Consider the following 20,894-nt stretch of genomic DNA (forward strand, 5'->3'; position numbering starts at 1 on the left):
CCTGATCAGTGGCGTAAAAATATTTCACTTATAACCATATCTAAACCCTGACTGTATCGTCAGGGTTTTTTATGCACCATGCCTAAATCCCTTCATGTTCTAAGAAATAGTATCTTCGCCACATGCGCATCGGGTTTGACGCCAAAAGGATATTTCAAAACGCCACAGGTTTAGGTAATTACAGCAGGAGCGTAGTAAAAAATCTTGCTCAAAAATTTCCTGAAAATGAGTATGTATTGTTTACCCCGAATTCGAGAAACGCATTACCATTTCCGTCTGAAAATAATGTGCGAACAGTAATCGGGAGAGGTTCAGTGTGGAGAAGTTTTGGCATACGACGCGATATTGTTAAAAATAAAATTGACGTTTATCACGGGCTCACCAACGAATTACCTTTTAGTATAAATAAAACAGATGCTAAAAGTATTGTTACCATTCACGATTTAATATTTGAACATTTTCCGCATCATTATCCGGGTGTGGACAGAACGTTGTATGATGTTAAAAGTAAATTTGCTGTAAATCATGCTGATGTTATTGTTGCGGCGAGTGAAAGCACAAAACGTGATATCATAGACTACTACAAGGTTTCAGGCGATAAAATCAAGGTGATTTATCAAAGTTGTGATGATGTTTTTTACGATGCATTTGATGCAGATTTAAGTGCATATAATTTACCATCTGAATTTATATTAAATGTTGGCTCGGTTACGGAGCGAAAAAATTTATTAGCCGTTTGTAAATCGTATTTATTAATTCCGGATGCTTTAAAAATTCCATGTGTAATTATTGGTAACGGAAAACGATATGCAGAAGAAGTAAATACTTTTATTCAGGAACATCATTTATCGAAATGGTTTATTTTTCTTGAAAATATTCCTACACCACATTTACCTGCATTTTATCGCAAGGCAAAATGTTTTATTTATCCGAGTTTGTACGAAGGATTTGGCATACCCGTATTAGAAGCCATGGTATGTAATTGCCCCGTAATCACCTCCGGCATTTCCAGTCTCCCCGAAGTTGGTGGCGATGCTGCCGTTTACATCAATCCTGATAAACCCGAAGAAATTGCCCACAGCATAACTGAGGTTTTAGGCAATACGGGACTCCGTGAAAGTATGGTAAGCAAAGGAAAACAACGATTACCGGTCTTCGAAAAGTTCGGCCTGGCCGATAAAATGATGGCGCTCTATCAGGGCTAAAGTCCATTTTTCTCCATTTTTACTCCTCTCAAAATTATTTTTTTCGATTAAGGGTCACTAAAAACGGCTGTAATCCACTCTCGATAAGGATTTCCGTGCAAAAAAATATTTTTTCAGTTTGTACAATATTTTTAAAATAAATTCGTTTAAGTGGTTCAAAGCATGAAAACACGCGGTAAAGTCCTTTTAGTGGTTTTATTTGGCGTTCTGCTGACCGTAGTTTTTCTGCTCATTCGCTTTCCTTACATCGCTCCCTGGTATCATCGTACGTATTCGGCAGAAGCCTACACTGAAGCGGTTTTGAACATTGAAAGTATTAGCGAAACCGAAACTGAAACCTGTATTTTGTCCCGTTTCGAAAAACTTTACCCGTTTTGGTTAGGGACAAGATGGAATTTTAACGGCATATCTGAAACACCCGGTGAGGGGAGTATCGCCTGTGGGTATTTTGTAACTACCATGGTTCGTGATATGCATTTTGACATTCCGCGCATTCGTTTAGCACAATGTGCTTCGGAGGAAATGATTAAAACATTGGTGGATTCTGCGCTGATAAAAAGATATTCCGGGGATCAAAATACGGTTATGTTAGCGGCTATTGAAGCCAAAGGGAGGAATCTTTACATTGTAGGACTGGATACCCATACCGGTTTTCTGCTCAACGATGGGAGTGAATCTTGGTTTATTCACAGCAGCGGAAGTTTTCCGTTTTGTGTGGTAAAAGAAAAGGCATCAAAGGCTGATGTGCTGCTCGAATCGCAATATAAAGTTGTAGGGTGTTTGAGCGAAAGTCAGTTGATTTGGGGGTATTAATTTGGAAAAGTTATATAAACTAAAAAATCCACCAATTGGTGGATTTTTTAGTTTGGCGGAGAAAGAGGGATTCGAACCCCCGGAGGCTCGCACCTCAACAGTTTTCAAGACTGCCGCAATCGACCGCTCTGCCATTTCTCCGGTGCAAAGGTAATATTTCAAAATCAGGTTTTAAAATAAATCTAAAAAATATCGTATCTTGTTTTACCAACTGTTTATTTAACCGCTAAATTTTCATCTATGTCTACAGTGAACAAAATCCTTGAAAAAAAGGGGAAACCATTATTTACGATTACCCCGCTTACCTCTGTGTACAATGCACTTCAATCGCTGGCTTTGCATAATATCGGCGCTTTGGTTGTTAAAGATGGCGAACGGTTTTGCGGCGTATTTACTGAAAGAGATTATGCCCGTAAAGTTGTTTTGCAAGACCGTAATTCGCGTGAAACAAATGTGCAGGAAATTATGGATATCGATTGTGAAACTGTTAGTCCGACAGCCTCAATTAAAGATTGTATGGAATTAATGACTACAAATTCGATTCGATATCTTCCTGTTGTAGATGCAGATAAAGTTATCGGCATTATTTCAATTGGTGATGTAATTAAATCAATAATTGAAGACCAGGCATTCACCATGCAACAAATGGAAAATTATATTAGTCAGTAAGCAATGAAAACCAATTGACCGGTTTACGGCTAATAATATCTTGCCCAAATAATTTTTTTAAAGACTGCCTTTACGGTGGTCTTTTTTTGTGTTGCAACTGTCGGTTGTTCTTTTTACAATGGTTAAAAAGTGCTAATTCACATAGTTTTCTTTGTAGTTCCATTTGTATTCGGTTATTTCGTGATACCAACCTATTATCTATGAAAAATTTACTTAGTATTATCAGCTTCATTTTATTCTCATTATCCTTAGCTGCACAAAAAAATGTAAAACCGGCAACAGTATTGCCATTTGATACCACTGTTACTGCTGAATTAAAATTCAGGAATGTCGGCCCCTGGCGGGGTGGTAGAAGCACTGCTGTGGTGGGCGATTTAAATGATGAACAATTATTTTATTTTGGTTCAACCGGTGGTGGAGTATGGAAAACTCAGGATGGTGGCAGCAACTGGAAAAATATTTCTGATGGATTTTTTGGTGGCTCTGTGGGCAGTATTGCCGTAAGTAAATCTGATCCGGCTACAATTTTTGTGGGTATGGGAGAAAATACCATGCGTGGCAATGTGAGTGAAGGCATGGGCATCTGGAAATCAGAAAATGGTGGACGCAGTTGGAAAAATATGGGGTTGACGGATACGCGCCATATTATGCGCATTGTTATTCATCCAAAAAATTCAAATGTTATTTATGTTGCAGCACTCGGGCATTTATTTGGACCAAATTCGGAGCGTGGAATTTTTCGGTCGATGAATGGTGGTGTGAGCTGGGAAAAAATATTATATGTAAATGAAAATGTTGGTGCTTGCGATTTAGTGATTGATCCAACAGATCCGAATATTCTATTAGCTACATTCTGGAATGTAAAAAGAACACCTTATTCACTTGAAAGTGGTGGCCCCGGTTCAGGTATTTACAAAACCACCGATGCAGGAAATAACTGGACAAATATTACAAAAAATAAAGGTTTGCCGCAGGATACTTTAGGAATAATCGGTATTACGATTGCAGCAAGTAATCCCGATATTTATTATGCGATAATTGAAGCAAAAAACGGCGGTATTTTTAAAAGTGCGGATGCGGGAAAAACATGGACAAAGGCTTCCGATAATAGTAATCAGCGACAACGCGCATGGTATTTTTCGAAAATATTTTGTGATCCGAAAAATGAAAATGTTGTTTATGTATTAAATGTCGAATTTTGGAAAAGTACGGATGGTGCAAAAACATTTAATTCAATAAATACTCCACATGGCGATCATCATGATTTATGGATAGACCCGAATAATCCGCAACGTATGATTATTGGTGATGATGGTGGTGCTCAGGTTTCATTTGACGGGGGAAATAACTGGAGTACATATTATAATCAGCCAACCGCACAAATATATCGGGTAAGCACAGATAATGAAGTGCCTTACCGCATATATGGTGCACAACAGGATAATTCTTCATTGCGTATTGCACACCGCAGTAAAGGCGGACAAATTGATAACAGCGATTGGGAGCCAACAGCAGGATTTGAAAGTGGATTTGTGGTGCCGAGTCCTTTAGATAATGATGTAGTTTATGGTGGAAATTATTCCGGATTTATAGGATGTTACAACCACGAAACCGGCGATGCGAGAAATATTACTGTATGGCCTAACGACCCGCTGGGACAAGGCGCCGGAACACAGAAATATCGTTTTCAATGGAATTTTCCGATATTTTTTTCACCACATAATCCGAAACGATTATATGCTGCGGGCAATGTATTATTTTATACTGAAGATGAAGGAACTACATGGATTGCCATGTCGCCGGATTTAACAACAAACGATAAAACAAAACAACAACCAAGCGGAGGAATTATTACAAAAGATAATACCGGTGTGGAAGTGTATTGTACCATTTTTGCTGCGGCGGAATCGGAATTGGAGAAAGGATTAATATATACAGGAAGCGATGATGGATTATTATATGTAACCAAAGACGATGGTAAAAATTGGGAGAATATTACACCGGCGAATATGCCAAAAGATATGATGATAAATTGTATTGAGGTAGACCCATTTCAAAAAGGAAAAATGTATTTTGCCGGAACAAAATATAAGTCGGATGATTTTACTCCTTATTTATATGTAACAACAGATTATGGAAAAACTTGGAATAAAATTACATCAGGTATTGCCGATAAACATTTTACCCGTGTAATTCGTGCAGATAAAAAACGTGAAGGTTTGTTGTTTTGCGGAACGGAGTATGGAATGTATATTTCTTACAACAGCGGCGCTAACTGGTATCCATTCCAATTAAATTTACCAATTGTACCTATTACTGATATGACTTTTAAAAACAACGATTTAATAGTTGCCACACAAGGTCGTAGTTTTTGGATTTTAGATGATATTACTGTTTTGCAAAAAATGGAAAACAATATCAGTAAAAAAGGATTTACGGTTTTCCCGGTTCGTGATACTTATCGTATTGATGGCTATCAAATTGAAAATCCGGTAAATGCCGGTAAAAATCCACCTCCGGGTGTTGTGATGAATTATTTTCTGCCGGAATTAAAAAATAAAAAAGGTGAAGATTCCATTGCTGTTTTACAAATTGTAATTTTTGACCAGCAAGGGGATACGATTAATACCTATGCATCCAATTCGGGAGAAAAGGAGTATCAGATAAAAAATACGAAGGCAGGGTTAAATTATTTTAACTGGAGTTTTCAATATTCAGGATGTGTGCAGGTAGATGGTATGTTTTTATGGAATGGCACGCCGGGCGGACCTGCAGCGGCGCCCGGGAATTACAGTGCTCAAATTAAATACGGGAAAGACAGCACAACCGTAAACTTTAAAATTTTACAGGACCCGAATTCTACCGCAAGCTTACAGGATTATCAATTGCAGCACGACTTTTTAATTACGGTGCGCGATAAATTTAATGAAACTCAAAATGCGATAAAAGATATGTGGGCCTTACAGTCGCAAATGGATGCTTATATTAATAAATTAGGCAATACAGCACCTCAGGAATTAAAAGATTCTGTAGCATCAATTAAAAAACAATTAACAGCAATAATTGATGTATTATATGAAGGTCGCAATAAAAGTAATCAGGATATGCTGAATTACGGCATTAAATTAAACGATAAATTAGCAGGCGTTTATAATGCTGCATCCTATGGCAACTACCGACCATCTGCCAACCAAAAATTAGTTTATGAAGAACTTAAAAGCCAAATTGACGAACAATTAAAAAAATACGAACAAATTAAATCGACCCAAGTTGCTGCTTTAAATAAAATGATTACGCAGCTTGCCTTGCCGGTGATTGTTACAGATTAGGGGCAATTAGCTGATTAGCAAATTAGCTTATTAGCTAATGGGGTGAGTCGTGTGATAATTAGCAGATTAGCTGATTAGCAAATTAGCAAATGGAGTGAGTCGTAAGGTGGCATGCTGAGCTTTGAATTAACTTTTTATTGAATTAGCAAATTAGTTGATTAGCAAATTAGCTAATGGGGTGAAGTGTTGATAATTAGCAAATTAGTTGATTAGCAAATTAGCTAATGGGGTGAGTCGTAAGGTAGCATGCTGAGCTATGAATTAACTTTTTATTAGTAAATTAGCTAATGGGTGAAGCGTTATGTGGCAAGGATAGAGTAAAATTATTTCATTACTACATCATTCGGCTGTTTAATTAGCACATTGGCACATTAGCACATCAGCACATTAATTTCCCGGCTGTTCAATTGGTACATCGGTACATTACCACATTGGTACATTATTTTTAACTTTGCAAAAACCACATTAACATGAAAAACCTAATCTTATTCGCATTACTGTTGTTCAGTTTAAATGCATCTACACAGGTTATCAATATCGAAGATAAGCGTATAAAGACCGATACAGTTGGGTGGGCCGGGAGTGGCGAAGCGGCTATGTATCTGAATAAAAACAATGATTTTGTTTTGTCGTTTAATACGGATATTCATATCCAGTATAAAAATAAAAAGAGTTTGTTTTTATTACTTACCGATGTAGCCAGTGTGCAGGTAAATGAGACGCAGAGTTTTGTGAATTCAGGGTTCCAACATTTTCGGTATAATTATAAAATCCGCGACCGCTTTGTTTGGGAGGCGTTTATTCAAGGTCAGTATAATGAACCTCTGGCAATAGATTACCGGATTTTAGTAGGAACGGGTCCGCGCTTTAAATTAATTGGTACTGACAAATTCAGATTATATACTGCTGCTTTATATATGAATGAAAATGAAAAGAACGCCGACATTGTGACCGTTCAAAATAATCACCGCCTGAGCAGTTATGTTTCTTTTACTTTATCGCCTAACGATCAGTTTTCGCTGGTTAGTACAACATATTTTCAACCATTGTTCAACGATTTTTCTGATAGAAGAATTTCTACCAGTTTCGATTTAAAAAGTTTCCTCACCAAAAAATTATATCTTGACTTAAATTATAATTTACTGGACGATTCTCGACCTGCGGAAGGTGTGGTAAATACCATTTATGAGATGACTGCCGGAATTGGATTGGAATTTTAAACGCGATATCAATTAATAGCGTCTTTCAACTCATTTAATTTCATGAGGGCCTCAATCGGGCTCAAACTGTTGATATCCAGATTTTCGAGTAATTCCCGTATTTTAATTAATTGCGGGTCATCCATGCTGAACATATTGAGCTGATATTGTTGTGTCTGAATTTTTTTGAGTTTATCTTTCAGGTCAACACCAATATGTTTATCTTCTAATTGTTTTAAAATTTCATTCGCGCGTGTAACTATACCCGGAGGCATACCGGCCATACGTGCTACGTGAATACCAAAACTATGTTTACTGCCACCTTTTTGCAGTTTTCGCAGAAAAATTACTTTGTTGCCGGCTTCTTTTGTGCTGACGTGATAATTTTTTATTCTTTCGAATTTCGTTTCCAGTTCAATTAATTCGTGGTAATGTGTTGCAAATAAAGTTTTGGCACGAGCAGTTGGGTGCTGATGTAAAAATTCGCATAAACTCCAGGCTATTGAAATACCATCGTAAGTGGAAGTTCCCCGACCAATTTCATCCAATAAAATTAAACTGCGGTTGGAGAGATTATTCATGATACTTGCCGTTTCATTCATCTCCACCATAAAAGTAGATTCACCGGAAGAAATATTATCACTTGCCCCAACGCGGGTAAATATTTTATCGACAATTCCGATTTTAGCAGCTGCAGCCGGAACAAAACTGCCCATTTGTGCCATTAATACAATAAGTGCGGTTTGACGCAACAACGCACTTTTTCCGGCCATGTTCGGACCGGTTATAATCATTACTTGTTGTTCATCGGTATCCAGTAAAATGGAATTTGGCACATAATTTTCGCCAACCGGTAAATGGTGTTCAATTACAGGATGTCTGCCATCTGTAATATCTAAAATATAATCTTCGGTAATTTCAGGTTTGCGATAATTGTATTGCAGTGCAAGATTTGCGAAATTAAATAATACATCTAATCTCGCCACAACTGAAGCATTTAATTGAATCGGCTTAACATATTCCTGCAAACTTGTTATTAAAGTTTCATAAATTTTTTGTTCCAGCGCAAGGCATTTATCTTCCGCACCTAAAATTTTATCTTCGTATTCTTTTAATAAAGGCGTAATAAATCGTTCACCGCTGGTGAGGGTTTGTTTGCGAATCCAATCGGAGGGAACAACGTCTTTATATTTATTGGTTACTTCCAAAAAATAACCAAACACATTATTAAATCCGATTTTCAGACTTGGAATTCCGGTGCGGATAATTTCATCTTGTTGTAATTTCAGCAAAAAATCTTTTCCTGAATTTCCGATATCGCGCAGTTCATCAAGTTCAGGGTGAACACCACGTTTAATTAATCCGCCTTTGTTTACGAGTGCAGGTGCATCTTCAGCAATTTGCTCGTCAATTTGTGCACGAATTACCTCACACAAATTAATTTGATCGCCGAGTTGTTGTAATTGTTTGTTTCCTGAAGCAATGAGTGCACTTTTGAGTGGCACTAAGGCATGTAACGCACGATTGAGCTGCAACACTTCCCGTGGATTAATTTTTTGCAGCGATACTTTTGATACAACACGTTCAAGGTCACCGATTTGTTTTAGTGCTGTGCTGATAACAATATTTAATTGCTGGTCTTTTATTAAATGTTCAACAACACTTAATCGTGCATCGATAGCAATTTTATCTTTCAACGGCATCACGATATATTTTTTTAATAATCGTGTACCCATTGGGGTAATGGTATGGTCTAAAACTTTTAATAAACTGGAACCATCTTCACTGGAAGCATGAATCAATTCAAGGTTGCGAATGGTAAATCTGTCGAGCCACACATACGCATCCTCAGCCAAACGTGAAATACCGGTAATATGTCCGATATTATTATGTTCGGTATCACTTAAATAATGAATACTTGCACCTGCGGCAATAATTGCCTGATGCATATCATCAATGCCAAAACCTTTTAAATTAACAGTGCCAAAATGTGTCAATAATTTTTCACGTGTATAATCTTCGGTATAAATCCAGTCGTCCAAAGCATACACATAAAATTTATTGCCGTATAATTCTTTAAAATGTTTTTGATGTTGTTTGGCTAAAATGATTTCAGCAGGTTGTAAACTGTGCAATAATTTTTCAAAGTGTTCCGGTCCGCCCTGAGCGACAAAAAATTCGCCGGTAGAAATATCGAGGAACGACATGCCTGCAGAAGATTTATCGCCAAAATAACTTGCGAGATAATTGTTGGAACGGGTATCCAACATCTTATCGTTAGTTGCCACACCGGGGGTAATGAGTTCGGTTACCCCTCGTTTAACAATCATTTTAGTGAGTTTGGGGTCTTCAAGTTGTTCACAAATGGCAACCCGATAACCTGCACGTACCAGTTTTGGCAGATAAGCATCCAGTGCATGGTATGGAAATCCGGCCAATTCAATATGTGTTGCTGCTCCATTTGCACGTTTGGTGAGCACTATGCCCAATACTTTTGCTGTAATTACGGCATCCTGTGAAAATGTTTCATAAAAATCGCCCACCCGAAACAACAAAATAGCATCCGGATGTTTGCTTTTGATTTTGTTGTACTGGCCCATTAAGGGGGTTTCTTTCACAGGTTTCATGCGCTGCAAATATAGGGTTTGCTAATCGATTGAAGGGAATAAATACGTGGCAAATGCAGGGGGACTTACTACGTAATTAACAGTGTTTCAACGCTTAAGCGGGTATTGTGGCAGAAACACCTCCAATAACCGCTTAAGTGATTACTTATATGCGTAATTTCCTTTTTTGTAAATTATTATTTGGACTACCTTTGAATGTGTATACTATCCAAAATTTTTAACCAACCGGAATACTTAATATAAATGGGGATTTTCAACTTTTTTAACAAAAACAGTAAAATAAAGCCAATATTGGTTGAAAATGAATTGGGAAATTTTACTTTGAAAATGTTTGGTGATTCAAAAAACATGGTCTGCATTATTGACTCACCAATTAATAAAAAAATTGAATTGGTATTCCCTGTTTTTAAGGATGTTATTACTGCCTACCAGGTGGATTACTTCAAAAAAATTGAAAGTAACTGGAAATTGATTCTGGACCGTATAAAAAATAAGTTACCTGAAACACCACGCAATACATTTAAGGTTTTAAGTGTGATGATACCGGACAAAGAAAATACTGAGTATGAAACGCATGCGGAAATTGTGTTGGAAGTGAACAACAGCGTATACAGTGTTATATTAAAGGATTTACAAGTTGATGCAATAATAACGATTGAATAAAAACTTAAATAAAACAATAAATTTGCGGTAATTTTGAAGCGGAAAATGCATTCCGTAATTATATATCAATTCCCCATTTTGCCATGACAAATTCGTGACAAATAATTAAAGAAATTACATGATTAGGAATTATCTTTTTATACTGTTCATTTGCCCAATCGTTTTGTTGGGTCAGGTTAAAGAAATACCGCTAACTGTTTCACTCTTCAATGAATCTACAGCTATCCCTTTTACCAGATTTTTTACCACACCTATACATCCTGGCATTCAAATGGGCACGGAATTTAATTACCGGTTACATGAGCATACCAGATTGTTTCAAACTGCAAATATTTCCTATTTTTATCATGACCACCTTGAGCAGGGAATTGGATTGAATACGGAATTAGGGTATTCCTACCGTTTTGGTTTGGGGATTGAAGTTTCCGGTTTAATTGGAGTTGGTTATTTACATACATTTACCACAGAACAAGAGTTTACTTTAGTTAACGGACATTATATCCATACACCTGACAAAGGGAATACCAGAATGACGCCATCTTTGTCGTTTGATATTGGTTATAACTTACTGAAAGCAGAAAAAGATAGTCCCCAAATATTTATTCGTTACCAGTCATGGGCAGAGTATCCGTTTTCTCCGGATTTTATTCCCATCATGTCGCATATCAACTTACATTTAGGTGCAAAATTTTTTATCGATATAGCAGATGCAAAATAAAAGTTTATTTATTTTACTAATCATTTCATTATATACACTTTATGGATGCCATAAGGGAGAAGTAATAAATGCCAATTATTATACCTGTAATTTTAATTTTGAAGATAGCAGTGCAACAAATCCTGAAAATAATACCTATCAGGCAGTATTGGACGAAATGACATCCAGCGGTGTAGTTGGAGTTTTAATGTCGGTGTACCACCCGCAAACAGGCATGTGGATGGGAGCCGGTGGTAAAGCTGATTTGTTTAATGATGTCGATATGCAGCCTTGTAATATCACAAGAGTAGGTTCCACGGTAAAAATGTTTACTGCTACTACTGTATTGAAATTAATGGAAGAAGGAAAATTGAATTTGGATGATAAAATTTCTGATTATCTGGACGGAGATGTTATAAATAAAGTTCCAAATGCTGAGCTAGCAACCATTCGCCAACTTATGCAACACTCAAGCGGCGTTTACAACTACATTCAAAATTTACAATTCCAGACAGCTTCAATAAATGATTTTATCAGAGAATGGCAACCGGAAGATTTGCTAGATTATGCATATGGGCAAGAAGCATATTTTGCACCTGATGAAGATGTTCGATATTCAAATACCGGATATATTTTACTCGGTATGTTAATTGAAAAAATTGAAGGCAAACCGTTTTATGAAGTTTTTGCGGAGAAAATATTTGACCCGCTAAATTTAACCATGACCACTTTTGCAGCTAAGGACCATATCCCATATGGAATTGTAAGGGGTTATATTGATATGTATAGCAAATTGCAGGTAACAGAAAGCACCTATTACAGTGGATGGGATTACTATACAGCAGATGGTGGGTTAATTTCAAATCCATATGATATGAATATATTTTTCCGTGCCTTAATGCAGGGAGAAATAATTAGTGAGACTACATTAAATGAAATGCTTGACTGGAAAACGCCTGAACATCCGGATCCTGCTTTTTTTCCAATTGATTATGGTTTGGGAATTTTTAGAATAACAACCGATCAGGGTATTGCTTATATGCATAGTGGTGATGCTGTGGGATATTATGCGAATATGATTTATTTCCCTGAAGACAGCACTACAGTTGTATATGCTGTTAATAGCAATTATGGCAAAATTGACCAATTTGTTTCTACAAAATCTGCCATGGAGAAAATTATTCTGGCGACTAAGTAATAGGCTTTAAATGCCTAAATTATTGACTTAGCGAATTTTCACATTCTGTGAATCTTATAACCCTTTCAGGGAATTGTATAACAATTAATCTGTTTTATTTTGGAAACTTTACCTATTATCAAATTTTTATATGATATAAAATGATGAAATATGGCAAAAGGTAAATCAAATAAAACTTTGAAGCAAGGTAACCGGATAACGGAAATAAAAACCAATCAGGATTTTAATGGGCAGCAGCCTACTACTGAACAATTAAATGTAAAGGTGAAAGATCCTGCGCAAACTCAAAGGGTAAAACGCCCCAAAAAAAAGAATAGAATAATTCACCATGCGGACCAAAACTTTGATGATGTCGCTTTAGATTAAAGAATTATATAAAAATATTTTGAAACCCTTTTAAACAAGCATACTTATTCTGCTATCTATTTAACCCAATAGGGAAAATGCACACTTTTAATTAGAATAAAATACTGTATTCGGCAATCCGAAATGCATATTTTATTCTTTTGTGGAATCATGTAATGAATTGAGTAAATCATGTAATAGATACTTTGCTGGTTTGCATCAATTTTGTTATTTAATTATTTATAGTAAACCTAATTATGATTGAAAATAAAAGTCCGGAATTAATTGAACAAATAGAACCCATGACAAATAACACTACTCAAATATTAAAAGATTTGGGAGATGGTGCAATTACTTCCGGTGATCAGGTTCCATATTGGATTGGCACGATGATTCAGCCAATTGCATTTGCGCGTTTGAAAGAAGATATTGAAACGGATACTGTTGTTGTTGGAGGTGGAATTGCAGGTCTTACCGCTGCATATTGTCTCGCCACTCAAGGGCAAAAAGTAACATTAATTGAAGACGGATTTATTGGTAGTGGTGAAACAGGAAGAACAACCGGACATCTTACTTGTGTCCTCGATGCAAGATATGTTGATTTGGAAAAAACTTATGATATTGATACAGCCAGATTAGTTGCTCAAAGCCATAATGCTGCTATTGAATGGGTAAATAATACCATTAACATAAATCGAATTGACTGCCATTTTAAACGAGTTGATGGGTATTTATTTGCACATGAAACAGACTCTAATGAAAATTTGCAGGATGAATATAAAGCTACTCAGCGTATTGGATTAATTACCCAAATGCTCAATAAAATTCCGGGAATTTATTCTGAACATGTGAAGTGGTGTATCAAGTTTCCCAATCAGGCAGAATTGCATATCATGTTATATATGAAAGGGCTGGTTGATGCATTTATTTTATTAGGCGGCAAAATATATACTGAAACAAGAGCCGAAAAGGTATCAAAGGAAGGTGTAGTTGCGAATGGATTTAATATTAAAGCAAAAAACATTGTTGTTGCAACCAATTCACCAATTAACGATTGGGTTACCATGCACACAAAACAATGGCCATATCGAACATACGTGATTGCAGCTAAAATCCCAAAAGGAAAATTGCCAAATGTTTTGTTGTGGGACACAGGTGATCAAAATTCTAAATGGGTTTCAAAGCCATATCATTATGTAAGAACAGAATCATTGGATGATAACTATGATGTATTAATTGCAGGTGGAGAAGATCACCGAACAGGGCAGGCAAATGACGAAGATATACCTGAACCCGGCAGATATGATAAATTGATTCAATGGACCAAAAAACAATTCCCTGATTTGGGAGAAATTATTTACAAGTGGAGTGGCCAGGTGCTCGAGCCAATTGATGGTTTAGCTTACATTGGAAAAAATCCGGGGGATGATAATATTTATATTATAACCGGTCAGTCAGGAAATGGTATCACATACGGCACCTTAGGCGGTTTAATTATAACAGATTTAATTACGGGAAAAGATAACCCTTGGGCTAAAATATACAGTCCCTCACGCATCACATTAAAAAATACCGGAAAATATTTGCACGAAGCCGGAAATATGATTGCACAATATGCCGATTGGTTTACAACCGAAAATGGAAAAAGTGCTAATAATTTAAAACCCGGTGAAGGGGCCATATTTGTTTCGGGTGCTAAACACATTGCTGTATATCGTGATGATGAAAATGAATTACATACCTGCTCAGGTGTTTGCCCCCATTTAGCTGCCATATTACATTGGAATGCTGATGAAAAAACATTTGACTGTCCGATGCATGGCTCGCGATTTACCGGAAAGGGTAATTTAATTAACGGTCCGGCTATCGGAGATTTAAAGAAAATAAGTATTGAGGAAACAAAATTGAATTAAAATACCAAAATCTATTCATAAACAATTTAAAAACTAAAAAATGACTACTAATATTAAAACTGCTACCTGCATGGTAATGTTATTTACCACAGGTTTATTTTTTGCATCATGCAGTAACGGAAAAAAATCTGATGATGTTAAAGATGTTGCTGAAGAGCAAAATGATGAAAAATTTGATTCCAATCAACAGGAAAAAGATGCTCAATTTGTTGTTAATGCAGCAGAAATGAACATTGAAGAAATTCAATTAGGACAGTTGGCGCAGCAAAAAGGCAGCAGCTCACATGTTAAAGAATTGGGTAAAATGATGGTTGAGATGCATACAAAATCACAAAATGATCTCGCAACATTAGCCAACAATAAATTTGTAAGTATACCAACTTCACCAACTGATGATGCGATGAAATCGTATGGTAAATTAAATGAAAAATCCGGAACTGATTTTGACAAAGCATATGCCGATATGATGGTCGATAAACATAAAGACGCTATTAAAACTTTCGAAAAGGCATCTTCAGATTGTGAAGATATGGATATAAAAAATTGGGCTACCACTTCATTGCCTGATTTGCGTGCACATTTAGACTATTCGCTCGATTGTCAGGAAAAGTGTAAAATGAATAAATAATCCTAGTTTTGGAAACTGACGAATATCCAAATTGATTAACGACATAAGTAACCGCATTTTAAAATTCACACTAGTACCCCTTTGATTTGTGATGATTATGTAATTCTGGGGTTGTAGGTTTTGTTTTAAACTATGAATCATGTAAAGGTTAGCGTAAATTATATAATACTCACTATAAAATTTAATTACATCTTTACCATATTACATTTATTAATAATCTAAACACGTTTACTATGACTAAAAATAAAAACGACAAGGGCTTTCAGCAAACTGAACGCACTACTCAGGATTCTAAAAATCAGGATTTGAACAAACAACATTCCGGAGACGGAACAAAAAACTTGAATAAAGATGAAAAACATCCTGTGAAAAAAGAGGAGGAAGAAAGTTACGATCCCAATCATCGTCCTGCCAAAAATCAGGTTGATCCAAAACGGAAAGATTCTGATATGAATGATGATGACACCATGGATAATCCGGATGAAAAAGATCGTGTTAAAAAACGTATCGACACCGATTTAAACGAAGGGGAGATGGGCGATGAGGAAGATATTGATGAAGATTTGGATGTAGACATTGATGAAGATGAAGAAGAAATGGATGAAAATGGTAAAGTAAAAAAACGCGGTGTTATCACAACAGATGACCCTGATAAGGAAGCGGATAAAGTGTAATTCTGAACACGAAAAATTCCTGTAAAGGCACACATATTTTTATTTAAATCAAGTTTAAAAAATTAGTTACAATGCAAAATAAATCGACATCCGCTGCTAAAAAAAAGCCTTCTGCTGAAATTGCCGGTTCAGTTAGTTCAATGCAATCTTCACAATTAATGCAATTATTTGAAGATGAACTTAAAGACATACTTTGGGCAGAAAAGGCTTTAACGAAAGCAATTCCTAAAATGCAGAAAAATGCGACTTCTCAAGATTTAATGGATGCATTGGAGGCTCATTTGGAAGAAACTTATCAGCATGTTGAGCGATTAGAAGAAGTTTTTATTGAACTTGGTAAAAAGGCAGTCGCAAAAAAATGTGAGGCAATGGATGGCCTAATTAGAGAAGGAACGGAAATTATGCAATCTTGTGAAAAAGGTGCAATGCGCGATGCAGGTATAATTGCTGCCGGACAAAAAATTGAGCATTACGAAATTGCCACCTATGGCACCTTGCGTCAGTTTGCCGAAACATTGGGATTAAAAAAATCAGTTGCGCTTTTAGCAACAACACTGGAAGAAGAAAAAGCAGCCGATGAAAAACTTTCAGAAGTGGCAACATCTGCAATAAATATTGATGCGTCAAATACAAAAACAAAGAAATGAATAATTTTTTCAGAACTATTATTGCAGGTTACGGCGCAAAAAAATTAGGTGGAGGCTGTATAGGAACAATCATCGTTTTCCTGATTATTTACATGTTACTCGGGCAGTGTAGTTAATGCTCCTGAAAACCACACAAACATTAGCAGTTGTAATTATCATATTACTATTTAATAAATATTTAAAATACTAAAGAAATGGAAAATCAAAAAACAATTGATGCGTTAAATAAACTCATCACAATAAATAATGACAGAATTGAAGGTTATGAAACAGCGTCTAAAGAAACTGAAGAGGCAGATCTCAAAACCTTGTTTGCAAACTTAATGGCTACAAGTCAAAAATGTAAAAGAGAACTTGAAGCTGAAGTAATAGCATTAGGCGGCGAACCTTCTGAAGGAACAAAGGCTTCAGGGAAATTTTTCCGCGCATGGATGGATGTTAAAGCGGCATTAACAGGTAAAGACCGTAAAGCAATTTTAAACTCATGTGAATTTGGTGAAGATGCTGCCATTAAAACATACGAAAATGTAATGGAAGATGATACCAGACATTTTAATGATATGCAGGAAACGATGGTAAACGATCAGTTTAGTTTATTACTGGCTGATCACAGCACGGTAAAATCTTTGCGCGATGCCCTCGCAAGTGCCTAAGCCGGGTTTAAATAAGTTTTACTCCACCTTAATTCAATGGTTTATTATGGCCATATAATTCAGGTATTTCTATAGTAATAGTGATATCACCAATTGATGATACAGCAATGTATTGTTGGTTGGTGTTTTTAATTTAGGTTACCTCAACACACATTGTATAATTTGGAGCAAATAGGAGATTTGTTCAACTAAGCATTCAACAAAAACCCGTGCGCAACCGGCTTTACAAAAATTGCAAATTTTTGACAATTGTAAATCTGTTTAAGATTTACTTGCATTATGTGCCTGAAACGTAACATTCAAAAGGGTTGTGTCGAGTAATTGGCAGAAATAAGTAAGGTATAATATTTCTTAATTGGGACACCAAATTAACATTTATATAAAATTAAATTAATTTTGGAATAACTTATCACGTCCATATCCAATTATCTTCAATTTAATAATATCCTATGCCGGTAAAATTTACGCTGATTGCAATTGTTTTATTCCTTACCATTTCTTTTTGCACAAATGCCCAGGTAGTTATCAATGAAGGCTCAAATAAAAATTATGTTACCGGTATTGACGAAGATGCCGAAAATGAAGATTGGATAGAGTTATATAACGCAGGTGCTACAACAATCGATTTATCGGACTTTACGTTGAGCGATAAATTGTCTGAACCAACATTATGGCCCTTAACAGGACTGAGTTTGGAGCCTAATGCATTTTTGCAGATTTTTTGCAGTGAAAAAAATCGATACCAGACAGCACCCTTTATAAATGCGATAAACGATTTGGATTACACTCCCTTTGCCGGATGGAATACACATAATTTTACCACTGAATTTGAATGGGATGGCAGTAGCAATATTATTCTGAATATTTGTTCCTATAACAATACCGGCTATACTGAAAATGCCATTTTTAATCAGACTGCCACTCCTTATGTGTCAACAGTTGCTACATTCAACGATGGCAGTGATGCATCGTGTTCGGCAACATTTGGATATATGTATTATCAACGTCCGAATTTGCAAGTAAACGGAATTACCATTGATGCAGGAACAATTCAAAATTCAAATACCGATTATCCGGCACCTTATGGTAACTGGTACTGGAGTGCAAGGCATCAAATTTTAATTCATGCTTCGGAATTATTAGCAGCAGGCATTACAGCAGGTCCAATAAATTCTATCGGATTTGAAGTTGCTTCTACAAATGATATCATTTATTCTTATATTGATATATCCATAATCGCTACAAACTTAAATGACTTAACAGAAAGTTTAATTCCGGTAGATGGTTATCAAAATCATACAAATTTTAAAATTGATGCTGAAGGAGAAACCATTTATTTGTTCGATGCCGGTGGAACAAATATTAGCTCCTTGTATGTAAACTCCCCACGTGTGGATGTTTCAGTGGGTCGCTCACCGGATGCAGATGCGGAAATTGTTTGGATGTCGCCAACACCCGGTAGTACAAATAATGTAGCAACCGTTTATATTGATTCATTAGCTGCGCCAATTTTATCAGTGGCAACCGGCATAGTTAATGATGCTTTTTCGCTTGATATTATTAATCCAAACGATGCCGGAATTGACACTAAGGTAGTATATACTATAGATGGAAGCGAGCCGCTATTTTCTTCTACTGAATATTCTGGAGCACCAATAACGATAAATGCAAATGTGGTAATTCGTGCCAAAATATTTCCTGTCACGGCAACTAATTTATTGCCAAGTTATGATACCTATGGTACTTATTTATTTGATATTGATCACAGCACACCTATTTTGCTGATTACCACCGAAAATTCAAATTTATATGGCGCAGATGGCATTTTTGATAATTATAATTCTGATTGGGTAAAAGCTGCACATATTACCTGGTTAACTAAAGCGGAAGGTCATCCGGAATTATTTGAAACACGTACTGCTATGCGTATGGATGGGGGAGCTGGTGGAAGCCGATCTAATCCGCAACATTCATTCCGATTGAGTTTTGATGATAACGCACTTGGCGAAGAAACAATTCATGAACAATTAATTCCTAATATTCCATTTCGGAATTCCTACAGCGATGTGTATTTACGAAATGGTAGCAACCAATGGTTAAATTATCCGCAAAAAGATGCTACTCAGGTAAGTATCATGAGCAAAGGAACAAATAATTATTATTCTGCAATGGAGCCGGTTAGTGTTTATATTAATGGCGCCTATTTCGGATTATATGAATTGCGTGAAAAATTTAACACCGAATATTTTGATGAGCGCGAAGATATTGACAAAGACTCAATAGAAATATTATCGATGAGTTATTTTTATAATTTGATTTTGCGCGCACTGGAAGGTAATGTAGATAATTTTTATAATGACTATGCAGCTTTTGATGCATTAGACCCAAATGATGAAAATTATATGATTGACGCAGATAAATATTTCGATTTAAGCCATTACACCGACTACATCATTGCAGAATCATGGATGGGAAATACCGATTGGCCTGGAAATAACATTAAAATTTATCGTTCAAATAAAACCAATTACCGCTGGCGTTTTGCTTTAATTGATTTGGAATTATCACTTAATCCTAACGGATGGACAACCTGTTTTTATAATCATATTCGTTATATGGAAGATCAAAGTACCGATAATCCATATATAAATATCTGGTTACAAAGTATACAAAATGAAGCTTATCTAAATTCGTTCATCAACAGATATGCCGATTTATTAAATACCAGTTATTTAACCGATACCTTATTGGCAGGTGAGCAGGCTTTTTATGATAAAATGGTTGTAGAAATGCCTAATGAATATGCACGTTGGGGCGACCCATTTGACATTGAAGGCCAAATGGCAAATTTTACCAATAACCACGAAATATTTCAAGAACAACTCGCTTGCAGAAACGATCAGGTGCGCGGAGATTTATTGAGCGAATTTAATTTAAATAAGGAAGTAGAAGTTAAACTGGCAATATTTCCTGATAGCACCGGAAGTATTCAATTAAATACGATTCATCCGGCAACTTATCCTTGGACAGGTATTTATTTTGATGGTGTGCCTATTCAGTTAACCGCTATTCCGGATTCCGGATATATGTTTGTTAATTGGGTGCCAAACACTTTAATTACAGATACATTAAATCCAATAATTGAAACAAATGTAAATCTGGATACCATCACATTTACAGCAGTATTTAAATTAATACCTCCTCCACCTGACGGGCCAACAATTGATTTTACATTGTATCCTTCGCCCAGTAATGGTGTGATTACAATTGCACATAATAACCCAACACTTGCTGAAAATACAGTTTATCGTATTTATGATTTGCAAGGACAACTTGTAGAACAGGGTGATATTAATCAATCTGCCAATACAACTACAATTAATGTCTCTAAACTGCATTCTGCTTTATATTATGTGCGCATAAATAACGGATCACATACACTTGAGGTGATGCAATTTTTGAAGATTTAATGCTTAAAAATTTTTATTTTTTTTTTTTTTGGTGGTTTTTTTTTTTTTTTTTTTGTGGATATATGATGGTGAAAGAAAAAAAAAAAAAAAAAAAAAAAAAAAAATTTTTTTTAAACAGGACGCCGGGGTTTGTTTTGTTTTTTGTTTTTTTCTCCATCCAAAAA

16 protein-coding genes and 1 tRNA gene are annotated in these 20,894 nt (G+C 35.9%); 15 read left to right on the forward strand and 2 right to left on the reverse strand.

Annotation, left to right across the window (positions count from 1 at the left end; genetic code table 11):
• The first annotated feature begins 122 nt into the window (after window positions 1-122).
• Both IPI65_07645 and IPI65_07650 read left to right on the forward strand, forming a co-directional pair.
• Window positions 123-1,205 (forward strand): glycosyltransferase family 4 protein, encoded by a 1,083-nt coding sequence (locus IPI65_07645; protein ID MBK7441390.1) that lies wholly within the window; start codon window positions 123-125, stop codon window positions 1,203-1,205.
• A 162-nt stretch (window positions 1,206-1,367) separates the two neighbouring features.
• Window positions 1,368-2,018 carry a hypothetical protein gene (locus IPI65_07650; GenBank protein ID MBK7441391.1) on the forward strand — a complete coding sequence of 217 codons (651 nt, stop codon included), beginning with the start codon at window positions 1,368-1,370 and terminating at the stop codon, window positions 2,016-2,018.
• Between the two features lie 53 nt (window positions 2,019-2,071).
• On the opposite strand, the gene IPI65_07655 is transcribed toward IPI65_07650, so the two are convergent.
• Window positions 2,072-2,159: transfer RNA gene (locus IPI65_07655), tRNA-Ser, on the reverse strand.
• A 99-nt stretch (window positions 2,160-2,258) separates the two neighbouring features.
• Here IPI65_07655 and IPI65_07660 point away from each other — a divergent pair.
• The 3 genes from IPI65_07660 to IPI65_07670 all read left to right on the forward strand — a co-directional run bounded on the left by IPI65_07660 (window position 2,259) and on the right by IPI65_07670 (window position 7,236).
• The gene (locus IPI65_07660) at window positions 2,259-2,687 is read left to right on the forward strand and encodes a CBS domain-containing protein (GenBank protein ID MBK7441392.1); all 429 of its coding nucleotides are present in this window, start codon (window positions 2,259-2,261) and stop codon (window positions 2,685-2,687) included.
• 200 nt (window positions 2,688-2,887) lie between these two features.
• Window positions 2,888-6,016 carry a glycosyl hydrolase gene (locus tag IPI65_07665; GenBank protein ID MBK7441393.1) on the forward strand — a complete coding sequence of 1,043 codons (3,129 nt, stop codon included), beginning with the start codon at window positions 2,888-2,890 and terminating at the stop codon, window positions 6,014-6,016.
• Window positions 6,017-6,486: 470 nt separating this feature from the next.
• The gene (locus IPI65_07670) at window positions 6,487-7,236 is read left to right on the forward strand and encodes a DUF481 domain-containing protein (protein ID MBK7441394.1); all 750 of its coding nucleotides are present in this window, start codon (window positions 6,487-6,489) and stop codon (window positions 7,234-7,236) included.
• Between the two features lie 8 nt (window positions 7,237-7,244).
• Here IPI65_07670 and mutS read toward each other — a convergent pair whose 3' ends face one another.
• Window positions 7,245-9,815, reverse strand: coding sequence for a DNA mismatch repair protein MutS (gene mutS / locus IPI65_07675; GenBank protein ID MBK7441395.1), 2,571 nt, complete (start codon window positions 9,813-9,815; stop codon window positions 7,245-7,247).
• A 375-nt stretch (window positions 9,816-10,190) separates the two neighbouring features.
• On the opposite strand from mutS, the gene IPI65_07680 reads away from it, so the two are divergent.
• From IPI65_07680 to IPI65_07725, 10 genes are all read left to right on the forward strand, one after another.
• On the forward strand, window positions 10,191-10,505 hold the full coding sequence (locus IPI65_07680; GenBank protein MBK7441396.1) for a hypothetical protein: 315 nt from the start codon (window positions 10,191-10,193) through the stop codon (window positions 10,503-10,505).
• Window positions 10,506-10,623: 118 nt separating this feature from the next.
• On the forward strand, window positions 10,624-11,223 hold the full coding sequence (locus IPI65_07685; protein ID MBK7441397.1) for a hypothetical protein: 600 nt from the start codon (window positions 10,624-10,626) through the stop codon (window positions 11,221-11,223).
• Window positions 11,213-12,400, forward strand: a complete 1,188-nt coding sequence (locus IPI65_07690; protein MBK7441398.1) for a beta-lactamase family protein — start codon at window positions 11,213-11,215, stop codon at window positions 12,398-12,400. Before IPI65_07685 ends, IPI65_07690 begins: the two co-directional genes overlap by 11 nt.
• 150 nt (window positions 12,401-12,550) lie before the next feature.
• Complete coding sequence (locus IPI65_07695) at window positions 12,551-12,766, forward strand: hypothetical protein (GenBank protein MBK7441399.1); 216 nt, start codon at window positions 12,551-12,553, stop codon at window positions 12,764-12,766.
• A gap of 281 nt (window positions 12,767-13,047) precedes the next feature.
• Window positions 13,048-14,658 carry an FAD-dependent oxidoreductase gene (locus tag IPI65_07700; GenBank protein MBK7441400.1) on the forward strand — a complete coding sequence of 537 codons (1,611 nt, stop codon included), beginning with the start codon at window positions 13,048-13,050 and terminating at the stop codon, window positions 14,656-14,658.
• A gap of 40 nt (window positions 14,659-14,698) precedes the next feature.
• Window positions 14,699-15,286, forward strand: coding sequence for a DUF4142 domain-containing protein (locus IPI65_07705; GenBank protein MBK7441401.1), 588 nt, complete (start codon window positions 14,699-14,701; stop codon window positions 15,284-15,286).
• Between the two features lie 233 nt (window positions 15,287-15,519).
• Complete coding sequence (locus IPI65_07710) at window positions 15,520-15,960, forward strand: hypothetical protein (GenBank protein MBK7441402.1); 441 nt, start codon at window positions 15,520-15,522, stop codon at window positions 15,958-15,960.
• A 71-nt stretch (window positions 15,961-16,031) separates the two neighbouring features.
• A complete protein-coding gene (locus tag IPI65_07715) occupies window positions 16,032-16,607 on the forward strand; it encodes a ferritin-like domain-containing protein (GenBank protein MBK7441403.1) in 576 nt (191 codons plus the stop codon).
• A gap of 194 nt (window positions 16,608-16,801) precedes the next feature.
• On the forward strand, window positions 16,802-17,260 hold the full coding sequence (locus IPI65_07720; GenBank protein ID MBK7441404.1) for a PA2169 family four-helix-bundle protein: 459 nt from the start codon (window positions 16,802-16,804) through the stop codon (window positions 17,258-17,260).
• A 449-nt stretch (window positions 17,261-17,709) separates the two neighbouring features.
• Complete coding sequence (locus tag IPI65_07725; GenBank protein MBK7441405.1) at window positions 17,710-20,730, forward strand: CotH kinase family protein; 3,021 nt, start codon at window positions 17,710-17,712, stop codon at window positions 20,728-20,730.
• The last annotated feature ends 164 nt before the right edge of the window (window positions 20,731-20,894 follow it).

Source organism: Bacteroidota bacterium, assembly GCA_016706255.1.
Taxonomy (GTDB): Bacteria; Bacteroidota; Bacteroidia; order Chitinophagales; family BACL12; genus UBA7236.